This window comes from Streptomyces sp. NPDC046925 (assembly GCF_040644915.1).
Classification (GTDB): Bacteria; Actinomycetota; Actinomycetes; order Streptomycetales; family Streptomycetaceae; genus Streptomyces.
Genome location: NZ_JBEYWZ010000005.1, coordinates 17,964 through 34,504 on the forward strand (window position 1 = coordinate 17,964; position 16,541 = coordinate 34,504).

A 16,541-nucleotide genomic window follows, 5' to 3' on the forward strand; every position below is an offset into this window, starting at 1 on the left:
GTGGGCGGGAAACCCCGCGCGAAGCGCGGAAAGACCGCCCACCGGGCAGCAACCCGAAGATCAGCCCTCTTCGAGCACGAACGAAGCCTGTACCGACTTCAGCCCGGGGGCCTTCGCCTCGACGAGATAAGTCCCCGGCTCCGCACTCCCCGCCGAAGGCGTGGCGCACTTCGGCTCGCTCTCCCGGCGGTCCCACTCGACGGTGCGCGTGACGCGCCCGTCGCCCGGCACCCGCAGCAAGAGGCTGCCGCTGCCCTCGGGGCAGTCCGCGGAGGACCAGATCTCCTTGTCGCCGTCGGCGCGGGTGATCGTGAGGACCGTCTTCTTGGCGCCGAGGTCCACCTTGCAGGCCTTGCCCGCGCTGTTCTGGGCGACGACCTCGAACTTCGGCTTCTCGCCGACCTCGTAGCGGTTGTGGATGCTGCGCAGCTTCAACTTCACGTCGCCGCTCACGCAGTTGGGGATGCTCGACCCGGCGGGCAGTTGTCCGCCCGCACCGCCGCCGCCCTTGCCGTCGTCGCCCGAGCCGCTGCCGTCGCCGGAGTCGCCCGATCCGCCCGACCCCTCGGAATCACCGGAGCCGCCGCCCGAGTCGCCGGAGCCGGAGCCGTCCTTGCCGTCCTCGTCGTCCGACTCGTCGCGCCCGCCGGGGTTTTGGCTGATGGCGGGCCCGGAACTGGAAGGCCCCGGCGTGATGGACGTGGCCGGACCTGAGCCCGACGGACCGTCGGCGCCGTCCTTCTTGCCCCCGCCCCCCATGGTGAGCACCCACACGACGAGGAGCGCCATGAGCCCGAGCAAGGACAGCAGAACGGCCCTCCGACGCCAGTAGATGGTGGAGGGAAGCGGCCCGACCGGATTGCGCAGTGATCCCACGGCCCAAACCTTACGAGAGATCCGGGCCTTGTCCTGCCCCACCCGCCGCTCAGAGTCACAAAGTTTGCCGATCATCATCACGGAATAACCGGCTCCGCTTATCGACCCCTGTCTTTCGTCAGGGACTGTGACGGGTCGATCGCCGGATGTGACGATTCGGACCTACTCCGTACCGTCCGTAATCATGGACACCATGACCGACGATCTCTATCGCGATGTCACCGACTTCGCCCATGACACCCCTACCTGGTTCCAGCACCTCGCCGAGGTGTGGACGGAGCTCGGACTGCTGCTTTTCGGCGCGCTCTTCATCGTCGCCTGGTGGCGTGCGCGGCGCGACGACCCCCGCGCCTTCGCGATAGCTGTACTCGCGCCCCTCGTCACGGCGGTGGCGTACGTGTGCAGCGAGACGCTCAAGTCGGCGGTGGACGAGGAACGTCCGTGCCGGGCCGTCGCCGGTGCGCTCCCCTCCATCGTCGAGTGCCCGGCGTACGGCGACTGGTCCTTCCCCAGCAACCACTCGACGATCGCGGGCGCCGCGGCGGTCGGCCTCGCGCTCGCCTGGCCGCGGATCGCTGCGCTCACGCTGCCGATGGCCGTGCTCATGGCGTTCTCGCGGGTCTTCGTGGGCGTGCACTATCCGCATGACGTGGTCGTGGGCCTGCTCCTGGGAGCCGTGCTCGCCTTCGCCCTCGTACGGGTGGCAACTCGCCCCGTGGCGCGGGTCGGCGAGGCGATGCGCGGGTCGTCGACGGGCGTCGTCAGGTGGTTCGCCGGGCCGGGCAACCCGAATCAGCAGGCGCCCGCGTCGCATCGACGGCCCGCGTCGCACCGGCGCTGAGAGACCGTAACCGGAGAGGCGGGGGCGGGACTTCGTACGGCGCCGCTTCAGAGGTGCGGCGGGGCGTCTGAGGTGGGCGGGGCTTCTGAGGTGGGCGGGGCTTCTGAGGTGCGGCGGGGCGTCTGAGGTGCGGCTGGGCGTCAGAGCCGTACAAGTCCCGCTTCGTAGGCGACGATCGCCGCCTGGACGCGGTTCTTGACCCCCAGCCGGTCGAGGACCGCGCTCACGTACGCCTTGACCGTGCCCTCCACCAGATGGAGCCGGGCGGCGATCTCCGGGTTGGAGAGGCCTTCGCCGACGAGCCCGAGGACTTCGCGCTCGCGCGGGGTGAGGGCCTCGGTCCGGGCGCGGGCCTCGGCGTCGCGGACCGCGCGCCGGGCGCCGAAGCCGTCGATGACGTGGCGGGCCACCTTGGGCGAGAGGAAGGCGGCGCCGCCGGCCACCGCGCGTACGCCCGCGATGAGTTCGTGCGGATCGCCGGACTTCAGCAGGAAGCCGGTGGCTCCGCCGCTCAGCGCCCGTGCGACGTAGGCGTCCTCGGAAAAGGTCGTCAGCATCGCGACCGCCGTGCCGGGCAGCGTCCGTACGATCTCCTCGCCCGCGGCCAGTCCGTCGAGCCCCGGCATGCGGATGTCGAGCAGCGCGACGTCCGGGCGGTGGGCCTGCGCGAGCGAGACGGCTTCCCGGCCGTCACCGGCCTCCGCGACGACCTCGATGTCCTCGCCCGCGCCGAGGATCGCGCGGACGCCCGCGCGGATCATCGCCTCGTCGTCGGCCAGCAGTACACGGATCACCGCAGTCACTTCTTCCTCTCCTGTTCGACTTCGCCGCCGGTCCCGGCCTTGGGTATCACGCTCTTCTGCACGACGGCCCCGTCCTTGAAGCAGATGCGGAAGTGCTCGACGCTGACGAAGAGTTCGCCGCTCGCGCGGTAGTAGCGGCAGTCCGCGCCTTCGGGGGGCGGGGTCGGGGCGCGCTCCTCGGGCGGGTCGGTCGCGGCTCTGGCGGGCAGGCGACGTTCGGCGTCGGCCTGTCGCTGGCCGAGCGTGAGCCGGGCGTAGTCGGCGGGGTCGAGGACGGTCTGTGATCTGGAGTAGGCGTACCAGGCGAAGGCGCCGCCCACGAGGAGCGCTCCGGTGGCGAGGGCGGCGCCGAAGGCCAGTACGGTCCTGCGGCGCGCGTACGCGAGGGGGGTTCCTGCGGGTGCGGGCGGTCTCGGGAAGGGCTTCTCTCCCCCCGAGTGCTCTCCCCCTGAGGGCTTCTCTCCCTGCGCGGGGAGTTGTGCGACGACCCGGAAGCCGTCGCCGTGCGGGCCCGCGTCGAGGGTGCCGCCGAGGTCTTCGATGCGGGCCCGCAGGCCTATGAGGCCGGAACCGGCTCCGAGTCCGGGCCCGGTTCCGGCTCCTGGTCCAGGGCCCTCCGCCTGCGCGGGCCCGTTGGAGACGATGACGGCGGTCGGCCGCATCTCCACGGTGACCTTGGCGCCGGGGGCGTGCTTGGCTGCGTTGGTCAGGGCTTCCTGGACGACCCGGTGGATGGTCCGGTGGACGGTCCGCTCGTGCTCCTCTGTCGTGGTCGGCGCGGACTGGTGCTCCTCCCTGTACGTGACCGGGAGGCCCGAGTCGGCGGCCCGTTCGACCAGGGCCCGTACGCTCTCGCCCGCCGGGGCGAGCGGGGCGGCCTCGTCCCCCTCTTCCCTCAGCAGCCCGATGATCTCGTGCAGCCGGTCCGTGGCGTCCGACGCGGCCGCGCGCAGGTCGGCCGCGGCGCTTCGGTGCCGGTCCGGCAGGTCGGGGGCCACCTGGAGGGCGCCGGCCCGTACCGCGATGAGGCTCAGCTCGTGGCCGAGGGAGTCGTGCATGTCCTGGGCGATCCTGGCCCGCTCCCGGAGCCGGGCCCGGTCGGCGACGATGCGCTGCTCGCGCTCCAGCTGGGCTGCGCGGGACCAGCCCGCGGCGGACAGTTCCCGGCCCTGGCGGAGGTAGCGGCCCGTGAGCCACGGGAAGACCGCGCCGAAGAGGAGCGTGGCCATCAAGACCAGCCACTCCACTACGGGGTCTTCTCCGCGTACGAGGATCTTGGCCGTCCCTGTCAGGGCGGTGGCCCCGAAGAGGAGGAGGGCGGGCCGGGGTCGGCTGGCCCTGCGGCCCATGAGGAGGGCGAATACGGCCAGGGCGGGGCCGTACGAGAGGGTGAACAGGGAGGGGGCCGTGGCCAGGCCCAGTGCGGACGCCGCCGCGAAGCCTGTCGGGGGGTTCTTTCGCCAGAGGGCTGCGGCCAGGGCCAGGACCGCGAGGCCCGCGGTCTGCGGCCAGGGCCCGCGGGGCTCGTTCAGGCCTAGCCGGTCCGCGGTCAACGCGGGTAGCGCCAACGCTGCCCAGAGGAGGGCGTCCTGCCCCCGCTTTCCCATCACGTCGCCGACGCTACGTCTTTGCCCCGCGGCTTCACCCCTGCCGATCGTCAGGTCCTGGCCCTAGAACCGCCAAAGCTCTCCCACCCACCCGCCCGTTCACCCCGCATCCGATCACCACCGAACAAGCCTTCCCACCCACCCACCCGATTGCCCCGCGACGCGCAGCGGGGGGAAATCGGGGGCCCGGTGCGGGTGGGTGGGGGGGGAAGATCGCCAGGCGCGTCCGGCGGCAGGGCCGTGCCCCCGAACAGGGGCGGTCCCGTGCCAAACAGACCACCCCGGCCGGGCGAAACCGGGGGGAGAAGGCCCCGCCTGGCCCGGTGGGGGGTGGGCCCGTGGCAGGATCGTGTTGCCATGACTGCGCCCACGAAGCCCATGCCGCCCATGCCCATGTCAGACACTCCCGAGCCCGCCGGCGAGGCCCTGCACAGTTCCGTCATCGCCTGGTTCGACGCGAACGCCCGCGATCTGCCGTGGCGTCGGCCCGACGCCGGGCCCTGGGGCGTGATGGTCAGTGAGTTCATGCTGCAGCAGACGCCGGTAAGCCGCGTCCTGCCGGTGTACGAGCAGTGGATCGCCCGCTGGCCCCGCCCCGCCGACCTCGCCAAGGAAGCCCCCGGCGAAGCCGTCCGCGCCTGGGGGCGCCTCGGCTACCCCCGCCGCGCCCTGCGCCTGCACGGCGCCGCCGTCGCCATAACGGAACGGCACGGCGGCGACGTACCCGCCAAGCACGCGCAGCTCCTCGCGCTGCCCGGCATCGGCGAGTACACCGCCGCGGCCGTGGCGTCGTTCGCGTACGGGCAGCGGCACGCCGTCCTCGACACCAACGTGCGGCGGGTGTTCGCGCGCGCCGTCACCGGCGTCCAGTACCCCCCGAACGCCACCACCGCCGCCGAGCGCAAGCTCGCCCGCGCCCTGCTCCCCGAGGACGAGCGCACCGCGTCCCGCTGGGCCGCCGCGTCCATGGAGCTCGGCGCCCTCGTCTGCACCGCCAAGAACGAGAGCTGCAACCGGTGCCCCATCGCGCAGCAGTGCGCGTGGCAGGCCGCCGGCAAGCCGGCCCATCAGGGGCCCGCCCGCCGGGGTCAGACCTACGCGGGCACGGACCGCCAGGTCCGCGGAAAGCTGCTCGCGGTGCTCAGGGAGGCCGTGGCGCCCGTACCGCAGGCGACCCTCGACCGGGTGTGGGACGAGCCGGTGCAGCGGGCCCGCGCCCTTGACGGGCTTGTCGCGGACGGTCTCGTCGAGCCGCTCCCCGAGGGGCTCTACCGCCTTCCCCTGACCTAGCCGAGCTGACCCGGCCGAGGCCGGGCAGGACCTCACCTTTACGTCCGGCCTACTTCTGTTACACAACCGACGGAAGGCCGTGCGCCCTCCGCTGGCTGCTCCGCACAGCCTCGTGACAACGCCTCCGTAGCTTCATATCCGTACCGCAGAAGCAGCGGTGGTCGGTGAACGGAGGCGGTTAGGTATGGCGCACGGTGAGGTGCTCGAGTTCGAAGAGTACGTCCGCACTCGGCAGGACGCCCTGCTGCGCAGTGCCCGGCGCCTGGTCCCCGACCCCGTCGACGCCCAGGACCTGCTCCAGACCGCGCTCGTGCGGACGTACGGCCGCTGGGACGGCATAGCCGACAAGCGGCTCGCGGACGCCTATCTGCGCCGCGTCATGATCAACACGCGTACGGAGTGGTGGCGGGCCCGCAAGCTCGAAGAGGTCCCCACCGAGCAGCTGCCCGACGCGTCCGTGGAAGACTCCACGGAGCAGCACGCGGACCGCGCCCTCCTGATGGACATCATGAAGGTGCTCGCACCCAAGCAGCGCAGCGTCGTGGTGCTGCGACACTGGGAGCAGATGTCCACAGAGGAGACGGCCGCGGCAATCGGCATGTCCGCGGGAACGGTCAAGAGCACCCTGCACCGGGCGCTCGCCCGGCTCCGCCAGGAGCTGGAGAGCCGGGACCGCGATGAGCCCGCCACCGGCGCGCTCGAACGTGAGGAGCGGGAGCGTTGCGCGGCCTAAGCCCCCGGGCTGGCAGGACGATGCGGGCGGGGAGTGCGGCAGGGATCGCGCTCGCCGCCATCGGCCTTTTGCTCACCGCCTGCTCGACCGGCGGCTCCGGCGCCAGGGACGAGGGCCCCGGCAACCGCGGCGAGACGGTGATGACCCCGTCGCCGTCCCCCACGCCCTCCGAGGCGTCCGCGCCCTCGCCGCCCTCCACCCTCGAAGCGGTGAAGCTCGTCAAGGACGACCCGAAGGTGAGCCAGGCGGTCAAGCGCGATCTGAAGCCCTGTGTCGCCGACGAGTATCCGGTCGACGTCTCGTACGGCAACCTGACCGGAGGATCGGCGTCCGATGTCGTCGTGAACATCATGACCTGCGGCGACGCTGTCGGCACCAGCACTTACGTGTATCGCACCGAGGGCAAGAAGTACGAGAATGTCTTCCAGGACGAGGAGCCACCCGTCTACGCGGAGATCGACCGGGGCGACCTGGTGATCACCAAGCAGCTGTACGCGGAGGATGATCCGGTGTCGTATCCCTCGGGCGAGGTCGTCATCACGTACGAGTGGGCGGCGAACCACTTCAGGGAGACGGACCGCATCCGCAATCACTACAGCAGCGCGGCGGGCAGCGATGCCCCCGCTCCCACGGAGAACTGAGAGAACTGGAAGCTCCCGATGGCAGAGCACACCCATGTCCTGTTCGTCGAGGATGACGACGTCATCCGCGAGGCGACGCAGCTCGCGCTCGAACGGGACGGGTTCGTCGTCACCGCGATGCCCGACGGCCTTCAGGGTCTGGAGGCGTTCCGCGCGAACCGCCCGGACATCGCGCTGCTCGACGTGATGGTGCCGGGCCTGGACGGCGTCTCGCTGTGCCGTCGCATCCGCGACGAGTCCACGGTCCCGGTGATCATGCTCTCGGCGCGTGCCGACTCCATCGACGTCGTGCTCGGCCTGGAAGCGGGGGCCGACGACTATGTGACCAAGCCCTTCGACGGCGCTGTCCTGGTGGCCAGGATCCGTGCCGTGCTGCGCCGCTTCGGGCACGCGAGCGGTCCCGAGTCGGGGGCGCCCGCCGCCGGTGAGGGCAGCTCGCCGGACGGCGGTGTCCTGCACTTCGGCGATCTGGAGATCGACACGGAGGGCATGGAGGTCCGCAAGGACGGCACGCCGGTGGCGCTGACGCCGACCGAGATGCGCCTGCTGCTCGAATTCTCGTCCGCGCCCGGCACGGTCCTCTCCCGCGACAAGCTCCTGGAACGCGTGTGGGACTACGGCTGGGGCGGCGACACCCGCGTCGTCGACGTCCATGTGCAGCGCCTTCGCACGAAGGTCGGCCAGGACCGCATCGAGACGGTCCGCGGCTTCGGCTACAAGCTCAAGGCATGAGCCGACGGCATGGCTGAACTGGCTGAACTGAACGGCACGGCCGACCTGAACGGCACGGCTGAGCCGCAGAGACCGGCTGACCTGAACGGCGCATCCCGGGGGGCGTATATGAGCAGGGGCAAGGTGGCCGCGCTGCGCGCCCGCCTCCGCGCGGCGTTCGGACCCCGGCTGCGCACCGGCGTGCGCTGGAAGATCAGCGCGGCGATCGCGCTCGTCGGGGCGCTCGTCGCGGTGGCGCTGAGCCTGGTCGTGCACAACGCGGCGCGCGTATCGATGCTCGACAACGCGCGCGACGTGCAGGACGAGCGGATCCTCTACGCCCAGCGGATCTACGAGACGTCCGGGCGTACGTCGCAGTTCGGCATGAAGATCGACGATCCGGAGATGCCCAAGGAGCTCCTCTCCAAGGTCCTCGCGGGGCGCCGTGCGACCTACGTCGAGGAGCACGACGGCGGGGTGCCGGACATCTGGGCCGCGGTGCCGCTGAGCGACGGCCACATCCTGTCGCTGCACACCCGCTTCACCGACCGCAGCGCCACCGTCATGAAGGACCTCGACCAGGCCCTGGTCATCGGCTCCATCTCGGTGGTCTTCGGCGGCTGCGCACTCGGCGTGCTGATCGGCGGCCAGCTCTCGCGGCGCCTGCGCAAGGCGGCGACCGCGGCGCAGGAGGTGGCCCGGGGGCAGACGGACGTCAGCGTACGAGATGCCATCGGCGGCGTCGTACGCGACGAGACCGATGATCTGGCGCGCTCGGTGGACGCGATGGCGGACGCGCTCAAGCAGCGTCTCGAAGCCGAGCGTCGGGTGACGGCCGACATCGCGCACGAGCTGCGTACGCCGGTGACGGGGCTGCTCACGGCGGCCGAGCTCCTTCCGCCCGGCCGTCCGACGGAGCTGGTCAGGGACCGGGCGCAGGCGATGCGCACGCTCGTCGAGGACGTACTGGAAGTGGCCCGTCTGGACAGCGCGGCCGAGCGTGCCGAGTTGCAGGATCTGATGCTCGGCGAGTTCGTGACGCGGCGGATCGGCGCCTTGAACTCGGAGGTGAGCGTGACGGTGGTGCACGAGTCGGAGGTCACCACCGACCCGCGCCGCCTGGAGCGCATCCTGGGCAACCTCCTCGCCAACGCGGCCAAGCACGGGAAGCCGCCGGTCGAGGTCAGTGTCGAGGGCCGTGTGGTGCGGGTCCGCGACCACGGGCCCGGTTTCCCCGCGGGGCTCCTCGCGGAGGGGCCGAGCCGTTTCCGCACCGGCAGCACGGACCGGGCGGGCGTCGGCCACGGGCTCGGTCTGACGATCGCCGCGGGTCAGGCGCGGGTGCTCGGCGCCCGGCTCACGTTCCGCAACGTGACGCCCGCGGGGGCGGGCCCCGACGACCCGGCGGAGGGCGCGGTGGCGGTCCTCTGGCTCCCGGAACACGCCCCGACCAACACGGGCAGCTATCCGATGCTGCAGCTCTCGGACAAGTACAAGCCCGACAAGTACAAGCACGGCACGTAGCCGCCCGCCGCGGGCAGGCGTCACGCGACGGCAACGGGCCCCCGGCACCTCATGGTGCCGGGGGCCCGTTCAGCCAGGGGAGTAGGACCGCAGGTCAGACGGCCTCTGCAACCGCGTCCCGCGGCCCGGGCGCGGCGTCCCCAGCCGCATCCCCGGCAGCCTTGGCGTCCCCCTCGGGAGCGGCCTTCCTGTCCCCCTCAGACGCGGCCTTGCTGTCGCCCTCAGGAGCGGCAGGACCGGAGTCCTTGGGCCCGGCCCCCCGCAGGGGAACCTCCTTGACGAACAGCGCCGCGATCAGCGCCGCGACTCCGATGACCGCGCCCAGCAGGAACGCGGAGTGCGTACCGGCGGACACCGCGTGCTGATAGGCGTCCCGTACCGGCGCGGCCAGCTTCCGCAGGCTGTCCGCGTCGAGCTGCGCGGACTGCTCGGTGACCTTGCCGCCCAGCTGTCCGGCGCGCTCGGACATCGTGTGCTCGACCCGGTTGTTGAAGAGCGCGCCCATGATCGCGACGCCGAACGAGGAGCCGAGCGTACGGAAGAGCGTGGCCGACGACGACGCGACGCCCATGTCCTTCATCTCGACGCTGTTCTGCGCCACCAGCATGGTGATCTGCATCAGGCAGCCCATGCCCGCACCGAGCACCGCCATGTAGACGCCGGACATGAACCGCGTGGTGTCGGTGTCCATCGTGGACAGCAGGAACAGTCCGAGGACCATCAGTACGGTGCCGGCGATCGGGAAGATCTTGTACTTGCCGGTCGAGGTGGTGAACCGTCCCGAGAAGAACGAGACGACCATCATCGAGAGCAGCATCGGCAGGAGCAGCAGCCCGGAGTTGGTGGCCGAAGCGCCCTGCACCGCCTGCTGGTAGAGCGGCAGGAACAGCATCGCGCCGAACATCACGAAGCCGGTGAGGAAGCCGATCACCGACATCAGGGTGAAGTTGAGGCTGCGGAAGATGTGCAGCGGCAGAATCGGTTCGGCGGCCTTCTTCTGCACGATGACGAAGCCGATGAGGGCGACGACGCCGATCGCGATCAGCTCCATGATCACGGTCGAGGTCCAGTCGTACTCCGTACCGCCCCAGGTGGTGACGAGCACGAGCGAGCTGATGCCGACGGTCAGGAGCGCCGCACCGAGGTAGTCGATGCGCCCCTTCGCCTTCTTCTTCGGCAGGTGCAGGACCGCGGTCACCATGGCGAGCGCGACGATGCCCAGCGGCAGGTTGATGTAGAAGGCCCAGCGCCAGCCGAGGTGGTCGGTGATGGTGCCGCCGACGAGCGGTCCGCCGATCATGGCGACCGCCATGACGCCGGTCATCATGCCCATGTACTTGCCGCGCTCCCGCGGCGTGACGAGCTCACCGATGATCGCCATGACGCCGACCATCAGACCGCCGGCGCCGAGTCCCTGTACGGCCCGGAAGCCGATCAGCTGGCCCATGTCCTGCGCCATTCCGCTGAGCACGGAACCGAGCAGGAAGATCACTATGGAGGTGAGGAAGACGCCCTTGCGCCCGTACATGTCGCCGAGCTTGCCCCAGATGGGGGTCGAGGCCGCGGTCGCCAGCATGTAGGCGGTGACGACCCACGACAGGTGCTCGATGCCGCCGAGGTCGCCGACGATGGTCGGCATCGCGGGGCTCACGATCATGTTGTCGAGCATCGCGAGCAGGATGGTGACCATCAGCGCCATCATCACGACGCGCACGCTGCGCGGTTGCGGCGCTTCCTTCTCCGTCCCGGCAGGTTTCGCCTGCTCCCCCGGTTTGTCCTTCGTCTCGGCGATCTCGGCCATGTTCCCCACTCCCCGGTTACCCACTTCGTGCTCCTACTTACTTGCCGACCGGCAAGCTGACTACACTGAGGGAAACTAGACCCCTAACTAGCCGGGCGTCAAGTAAGTAAAATCGGGTCCAAGGATTCGAGTCGAGGGAGTCGAGGAGCACCGAGATGGTCACGGGCAAGCAGCAGCGCCGCGGGGACACCCGCCAACGCATTCAGGACGTGGCCCTCGAACTCTTCGCCGAGCAGGGCTACGAAAAGACGTCACTGCGCGAGATCGCGGAGCGTCTCGAGGTCACGAAGGCGGCGCTGTACTACCACTTCAAGACCAAAGAAGACATCCTGACCAGCATCTTCGAGGACATGACCAGGCCCATCGACGAGCTGATGGAGTGGGGCAAGGAGCAGCCGCGCACGCTGGAGACCAAGCGGACGATCCTGACCCGCTACAGCGAGATCCTCAAGGACGCGGCCCCGCTCTTCCGCTTCATGCAGGAGAACCAGGCGACGATGCGGGACCTGAAGACGGGCGAGACCTTCAAGGACCGCATGATCGGCCTGCTCGACATCCTCAGGGAGCCGGGCACTCCGATGACGACGCAGGTGCGCTGCTTCAGCGCGCTGTTCACGATGCACGGCGGGATGTTCGTGCTCAAAGACGTCGACGGCGACCCCGAGGAGAAGCGCAAGGCCATCCTCGAAGTCGCCATCGATCTGGTGACACAGGCGCACGAAGGCGCCTAGGGCGTCACTCGTCGCCGGACGGTGACGCCGTTGGAGCGCGGGACCGTCAGAGCTGACGCCCGCCGTTGAAGCGCGGGACCGTCAGACGCTGACGCCGTTGGAGCGCAGGAACGCGACCGGGTCGACCGCCGAGCCGTAGTTCGGGGTCGTACGGATCTCGAAGTGCAGGTGCGGGCCGCTGGAGTTTCCGGTGTTGCCGGAGGCGGCGATGTGCTGGCCCGTGCCGACGGTCTGGCCGACGCGTACGTCGATCTTCGACAGGTGCGCGTACTGCGAGAACGTGCCGTTGTCGTGCTTGATCACGATGGCGTTGCCGTACGCGGGGCCGTCACCGGCGCCGTTGCCGCCGGCCTTGACGACGGTGCCGTTGTGCACGGCCTCGACGGAGGTGCCGATGGACACGGCGAAGTCCTGGCCGGAGTGCTTGCTGGACCACATGTTGCCGCCGAGCCCGAAGGACGCGGAGAGGGTGTACTTGTCGACCGGGTCCTGCCAGCCGGCGGCCTTCTTGGCGGCGGCCTGCTTGGCCTTGGCCGCGGCCTGCTTGGCCTTGCCGGCCGCCTTGGCCTGCGCGTCGGCCTGAGCCGAGATCGAGTTCGCGGAGACGCCGGGCAACGCGCCGCCCTTGGCGTCGGCTGCGGCGGCGACGCCGGTACCGAGAACGGCCGAGGCGCCGAGACCGGCGGCGGCGACGGTGACGACGGCCGTCCGCGTGCGGAGCAGGGACAGGCCGGACTGGGTGGACGTGGCGCGCTTCGACATGGCGGATGACCTCCGGGATGGGGAGCGTGTACGTGACACCGCCGCTGTCGCTGTCGCTGCGTGGCACGTGGGGACGGGGGTGGGGCTGGGGTGGTGCTGGGGTGGTGCTGGGGTGGTGCTGGGGTGGAGCTGGGGTGGAGCTGGGACACAAAGGGACCCGGCAGACGCTTCGCTGCGTTTCCCGCCGGGGCCTCACCTTGGTAACCCGCCCCCCGGCCGCTGCTCAAACACCCCATCTACTACCTAAAGCCGTAGCCAACCGCCCCTCTTTCGACCTCTTGACACCGACAAATCCCGACAATTACCCCTTCAACTACTTACCGGAATTGCTGCCCGGAACGGGGTTTAACCCCACTTCGAAAGGACACCTCCGGCCCGCACTGGCGCGTCCGGCGGATGGACCCTCCCGACGCGCCCAAGGTCCCGGGGGTTGCCTGCCAAAGGTCCCTGACCCCGCTCCCGCCACCCCCACTATTCCGCCTAGTACCGGACATAACGCCTGTGCGTCATGTCACCGGCCCCCGAGATCAACAACCTGTGGAATGTGACCGGCGCTACGCTGCGGCGCATGGATCCCGCGGTCATCGGCACCCGGCTCGCCTCCGCCGCCGTAGCCCCTCTGATCAAGAAGTTGTTCGTACGGGAGGGGCCGGGGGCGGGCCTCGTGGACAGGCCGGTACGCCTGTCGGGCCTCGTCTCCTTCCGGGGCGAGAAGCGCACCCTGACGGAGAAGGACCTCACCAAGCTGGCCGGGGACCTGGTCCACCAGGCGCTACGTACGGGCGAGCGGCCGATCGCCGACGAGGAGCGCGGGGCGGTCACGGACGCGCTGGCGCGCACGCTGCACGCGCTGGGGGACCTCACCCTGAGCGACGCGGAGGCGGTCGGACTGGGCCACACCGCTCTGGCCTCCCGCTTGCGGGACGCGGCCGACACCCCGACCCGCGACCTCTCGGCGGACGCGACGTACTTCTACGCCCGCCTCCTCGACACGACGTGCCTGCACGTCCTGCAGTTCTTCACCCAGCGGTCGACGTTCGTGGCCGCGACGCTGGTCGAACAGAGCCGCAGACAGGGCGAGCTGATCGCGAAGGTCGACGAACTGATCGGCCGGCATCCGCTGCCGGGGGCGGAGGACGTGGCGTTCGAGCAGCGGTATCTCGCGTATGTCGCGAAGAAGCACGGGAAGCTGACGATCTTCGGGATCGATCTGGCGAATTCGCCGGGGCGGTGGCCGTTGGATGCGGCGTACATGTCGTTGGAGGCGACGGAGCGGCCGGACCGGTACCAGTTGGCCGACCGGGCGATCGCCGACGCCCTGGCCAGGACGAGCCCCCGGATCGCGCAGTGGGCGGACCAGGGCACCGAGTCGGCCCCGACGTCCCGCCCCGCCGACCGGGCACTGGCGGACCACGACCGCGTGCTCCTGCGCGGTGAGGCGGGCTCCGGCAAGACGACGCTGGTGCAGTGGCTGGCGGTGAGTGCCGCGCGCTCGGCCCCGGACGGCGACCGCATGACGTACCTCTACGACCGCATCCCCTATGTCCTCCCCCTGCGCACCCTCACCCGCCACGGCGAGCGCCTGCCCGCCCCCAAGGACTTCCTCTCCGCGGTCGACTCCCCGCTGGCCGGTACGCAGCCCGGCGGCTGGGAGTCACGTGTCCTGACGGCGGGGCGCGCCCTGGTACTGGTCGACGGCATCGACGAGATCCCCGACGCCGAGCGCTCCCGCACCCGCGTGTGGCTGCGTGACCTGATCGACGCCTATCCCGGCAACCGCTGGCTGGTCACGTCCCGCCCCTCGGCCGTACGCGAGGACTGGCTCGCCGATGAGGACTTCACCGAGCTCACGCTCTCGCCGATGAGCCAGGAGGACGCGGGGGCGTTCATCAGCCGTTGGCACGTGGCCGCACGTACGGGTACGGCCGACGAGGATGCCGCGCTCGTCGCGTACGAGAGCCAGCTCCTCGATGCGGTGCGTACGAAGCCCGACCTCGGCCTGCTGGCCACCAATCCCCTGATGTGCGGGCTGATCTGCGCGCTGCACCGCGACCGCAGGGGTTTTCTCCCCCTCGGCCGCAAAGATCTCTATACGGCGGCCCTGTCCATGCTCCTGATCCGCCGCGACCGCGAACGGCACATGGACGTACCCGAGCTCCGTGAGGAGCCGCAGCTACAACTCCTCCAGCGTCTCGCCTACTGGCTGATCCGCAACGGCCGTACGTCCATGGACGTTTCGCGTGCGGAAGCGATCATCGCGGACGCGCTTCCCTCGGTTCCGGAGGTAGCGGCGCTCGGCGACGCCAAGGCGGTCTTCGAGCACTTCCTCCACCGCAGCGGTCTCCTCCGCGAGCCCGCTCCGGGGACGGTCGACTTCATCCACCGCACGTTCCAGGACTTCATGGGCGCGCGGGCAGCGGTCGACGAGGGCGACTTCGGCGTCCTCGCACGCCATGGGGCGGACGATCAGTGGGAGGACGTCATCCGCATGGCGGTGGCGCACGCGCGGCCCCGCGAGAGAGCGGAAATCCTCGCCGACCTGCTGTCCTTCGGGGACGCTCACACCGAAGAACGGGCGCGGGTACGAGTACATCTGCTGGCCGCGACCTGCCTGGAGCACGCGGCCGAGCTGGCGCCCGGGGTACGGGAGCAGGTGGAGCTGCGGGTGGCCGAGGTGATTCCGCCGCGCAGCCCGGAGGCCGCCCGCGAGCTGGCGGCGGTCGGCCCCATGGTCCTCGACCTGCTGCCGGGTCCGGACGAGCTGGACGAGCAGGAGGCCGGCAACGTCGCGATCACCGCGACGAGCATCCCGTCGGACGCCGCGATCCCCTTCCTCGCACGCTTCGCGCGCCACCCCGCGCTCGCCGTGCACAGCCAGCTCATGTGGGGGTGGAGTCGCTACGACTGCCGCAGATACGCGGAAGCGGTCATCACTCAACTGGACGACGGGGAAACGTACTTCACTCTCCGAAGCGCCGACCAGGTCATGGAGTTGGAGCGGCTGGGAATCCGTCCGAAGCTCCTGGACATCCGCGAGACCGTCTCCCCCACCGCCGCCTCCCGCCTGATCGCGGCCTGCGCCCCCACGTTCCTGAACCTGAAGGTGCCGCCCGGCCGTCTCTCCGCCGAGGCGCGCCACGGGCTGCGCGGCCTGGACCAGCTTCGCCTCACGGACATCAGCGAGCCCTGGAGTCTCGACATGATCCCCGCCGAAGCTCCGCTGCGCACGCTCGGAATATGGGACACCGCACGCGCTGTGAACGGCCTGCACGCCTTGGACAAGTGGCAGAAGTTGGAATGGGTCATCTTCGGCGAGACCGCCCATCTCGACTCAGCGGCGACCTGGGAGGCCCTCACGCGCCTCCCGCACCTCATCCGCCTCGACCTGACCTCCGGCGCCCTCGCCCACGCACCGGCCGGAATGACCTTGACCGGCGTGACGGAGCTGTCCCTGATGCACACGGACATCGACTGGATACCGGCGGTATCTCACGTCACGAGGCTCTTCCCCGACCTCACGCACCTCTCCTTCTACGGACTCTCCGCCCGGGAACGGCTCAGCGTCGCCCCCTTTTCCCGCCTCTCCGCCCTGAGGCGCCTCACGATCAACGCCCGACAGGTGTCGGACTTGGATGCCCTCCCCTCCCGCATCGAGGTACGCGCTCCCCACCCCGTGATCACCGATTGAGCTGAAACCACACCCCTTTTCCACCCCCGGTCGGCGTCATCCCGCAGACGTCCGACAGCGCGGTCACGAGAAAGAGCCCCCGCCCGCCTTCGTCCTCGACGGGGGCCCGCCGGGGCGAGGGCAGCTGAGGGCTCCCGTCGTACACGGCGACGCGTACGTGGGTCGCGGACACTGCGGCTCTCAGGTGCACGTCACCCTTCGTGTGCCGGTGGACGTTGGTCACCAGCTCCGACGTACAGAGCGCGGCGGTCTCGGCGAGGTGACCGAGGCCCAGGGTGAGTAGCGCGCCGCGCACGAAGTCACGGCAGATCTTCGGGGAGATGGCGTTGGCCGGGGAGAACAGGGTGTAGGTCTGCGGGAGTTCGGGTCCGGACCCACACACGGGGTCTCCGGAGTCATGCACGGTAACGCCCATGAGACGCCTCCAAGGCGCGCGTCGGGGTTCGTTCGCTGTGACGGTGATTCGCCTGCTGCCCTGCTGACAGCCCGGCCGCAGTGGCCTACTGCCCTTCGCGAACAAGTCGCCGTCCGGA

At 70.3% G+C, this 16,541-nt stretch carries 14 protein-coding genes; 8 read left to right on the forward strand and 6 right to left on the reverse strand.

Features of this window, described 5'->3' with window-relative positions; all coding sequences use genetic code 11:
• Positions 1–60: 60 nt before the first annotated feature.
• Positions 61–876 (reverse strand): hypothetical protein, encoded by an 816-nt coding sequence (locus tag ABZ906_RS21545; RefSeq protein ID WP_361384919.1) that lies wholly within the window; start codon positions 874–876, stop codon positions 61–63.
• A 184-nt stretch (positions 877–1,060) separates the two neighbouring features.
• On the opposite strand from ABZ906_RS21545, the gene ABZ906_RS21550 reads away from it, so the two are divergent.
• A complete protein-coding gene (locus tag ABZ906_RS21550; protein WP_361384922.1) occupies positions 1,061–1,717 on the forward strand; it encodes a phosphatase PAP2 family protein in 657 nt (218 codons plus the stop codon).
• Between the two features lie 140 nt (positions 1,718–1,857).
• On the opposite strand, the gene ABZ906_RS21555 is transcribed toward ABZ906_RS21550, so the two are convergent.
• Positions 1,858–2,511 (reverse strand): response regulator transcription factor, encoded by a 654-nt coding sequence (locus tag ABZ906_RS21555; protein WP_361384924.1) that lies wholly within the window; start codon positions 2,509–2,511, stop codon positions 1,858–1,860.
• 5 nt (positions 2,512–2,516) lie between these two features.
• Complete coding sequence (locus tag ABZ906_RS21560) at positions 2,517–4,127, reverse strand: histidine kinase (protein ID WP_361385827.1); 1,611 nt, start codon at positions 4,125–4,127, stop codon at positions 2,517–2,519.
• A 378-nt stretch (positions 4,128–4,505) separates the two neighbouring features.
• Here ABZ906_RS21560 and ABZ906_RS21565 point away from each other — a divergent pair, with 378 nt between their 5' ends.
• The 5 genes from ABZ906_RS21565 (at position 4,506) to cseC (ending at position 9,026) form a co-directional block, all read left to right on the forward strand.
• Complete coding sequence (locus ABZ906_RS21565; RefSeq protein ID WP_361385830.1) at positions 4,506–5,417, forward strand: A/G-specific adenine glycosylase; 912 nt, start codon at positions 4,506–4,508, stop codon at positions 5,415–5,417.
• Positions 5,418–5,601: 184 nt separating this feature from the next.
• The gene (locus ABZ906_RS21570; protein ID WP_361384927.1) at positions 5,602–6,150 is read left to right on the forward strand and encodes a SigE family RNA polymerase sigma factor; all 549 of its coding nucleotides are present in this window, start codon (positions 5,602–5,604) and stop codon (positions 6,148–6,150) included.
• Positions 6,151–6,170: 20 nt separating this feature from the next.
• The gene (locus ABZ906_RS21575) at positions 6,171–6,791 is read left to right on the forward strand and encodes a hypothetical protein (RefSeq protein WP_361384930.1); all 621 of its coding nucleotides are present in this window, start codon (positions 6,171–6,173) and stop codon (positions 6,789–6,791) included.
• An 18-nt stretch (positions 6,792–6,809) separates the two neighbouring features.
• Positions 6,810–7,523, forward strand: coding sequence for a two-component system response regulator CseB (cseB, locus tag ABZ906_RS21580; RefSeq protein ID WP_361191163.1), 714 nt, complete (start codon positions 6,810–6,812; stop codon positions 7,521–7,523).
• 108 nt (positions 7,524–7,631) lie between these two features.
• Positions 7,632–9,026 (forward strand): two-component system sensor histidine kinase CseC, encoded by a 1,395-nt coding sequence (cseC, locus tag ABZ906_RS21585; RefSeq protein ID WP_361385833.1) that lies wholly within the window; start codon positions 7,632–7,634, stop codon positions 9,024–9,026.
• Between the two features lie 94 nt (positions 9,027–9,120).
• On the opposite strand, the gene ABZ906_RS21590 is transcribed toward cseC, so the two are convergent.
• Positions 9,121–10,728, reverse strand: coding sequence for an MDR family MFS transporter (locus ABZ906_RS21590; protein WP_361385836.1), 1,608 nt, complete (start codon positions 10,726–10,728; stop codon positions 9,121–9,123).
• Between the two features lie 254 nt (positions 10,729–10,982).
• Between ABZ906_RS21590 and ABZ906_RS21595 the strand changes: the two genes are divergently transcribed.
• Positions 10,983–11,558, forward strand: a complete 576-nt coding sequence (locus ABZ906_RS21595) for a TetR/AcrR family transcriptional regulator (protein WP_361191158.1) — start codon at positions 10,983–10,985, stop codon at positions 11,556–11,558.
• A gap of 81 nt (positions 11,559–11,639) precedes the next feature.
• Here ABZ906_RS21595 and ABZ906_RS21600 read toward each other — a convergent pair whose 3' ends face one another.
• Positions 11,640–12,320 carry a M23 family metallopeptidase gene (locus ABZ906_RS21600; protein ID WP_361384933.1) on the reverse strand — a complete coding sequence of 227 codons (681 nt, stop codon included), beginning with the start codon at positions 12,318–12,320 and terminating at the stop codon, positions 11,640–11,642.
• 568 nt (positions 12,321–12,888) lie between these two features.
• Here ABZ906_RS21600 and ABZ906_RS21605 point away from each other — a divergent pair.
• Entirely contained in the window at positions 12,889–16,008 is a 3,120-nt protein-coding gene (locus ABZ906_RS21605; protein WP_361384936.1) for an NACHT domain-containing protein, read from the forward strand.
• Here the strand turns inward: ABZ906_RS21605 and ABZ906_RS21610 are convergent.
• Entirely contained in the window at positions 15,998–16,390 is a 393-nt protein-coding gene (locus ABZ906_RS21610; protein WP_361384939.1) for an ATP-binding protein, read from the reverse strand. The two genes, ABZ906_RS21605 and ABZ906_RS21610, sit on opposite strands and share 11 nt — an antisense overlap.
• Positions 16,391–16,541: the final 151 nt, after the last annotated feature.

What these genes read in the sequence shown, in the direction of transcription:
- ABZ906_RS21550 (WP_361384922.1), top strand. Translation starts at nt 1,061, where the DNA reads ATGGACACCATGACCGACGATCTCTATCGCGATGTCACCGACTTCGCC.
- ABZ906_RS21560 (WP_361385827.1), bottom strand. Translation starts at nt 4,127, where the DNA reads ATGGGAAAGCGGGGGCAGGACGCCCTCCTCTGGGCAGCGTTGGCGCTA.
- ABZ906_RS21565 (WP_361385830.1), top strand. Translation starts at nt 4,506, where the DNA reads ATGCCGCCCATGCCCATGTCAGACACTCCCGAGCCCGCCGGCGAGGCC.
- ABZ906_RS21570 (WP_361384927.1), top strand. Translation starts at nt 5,602, where the DNA reads ATGGCGCACGGTGAGGTGCTCGAGTTCGAAGAGTACGTCCGCACTCGG.
- ABZ906_RS21575 (WP_361384930.1), top strand. Translation starts at nt 6,171, where the DNA reads ATGCGGGCGGGGAGTGCGGCAGGGATCGCGCTCGCCGCCATCGGCCTT.
- cseB (WP_361191163.1), top strand. Translation starts at nt 6,810, where the DNA reads ATGGCAGAGCACACCCATGTCCTGTTCGTCGAGGATGACGACGTCATC.
- cseC (WP_361385833.1), top strand. Translation starts at nt 7,632, where the DNA reads ATGAGCAGGGGCAAGGTGGCCGCGCTGCGCGCCCGCCTCCGCGCGGCG.
- ABZ906_RS21590 (WP_361385836.1), bottom strand. Translation starts at nt 10,728, where the DNA reads ATGATGGCGCTGATGGTCACCATCCTGCTCGCGATGCTCGACAACATG.
- ABZ906_RS21595 (WP_361191158.1), top strand. Translation starts at nt 10,983, where the DNA reads ATGGTCACGGGCAAGCAGCAGCGCCGCGGGGACACCCGCCAACGCATT.
- ABZ906_RS21600 (WP_361384933.1), bottom strand. Translation starts at nt 12,320, where the DNA reads ATGTCGAAGCGCGCCACGTCCACCCAGTCCGGCCTGTCCCTGCTCCGC.
- ABZ906_RS21605 (WP_361384936.1), top strand. Translation starts at nt 12,889, where the DNA reads ATGGATCCCGCGGTCATCGGCACCCGGCTCGCCTCCGCCGCCGTAGCC.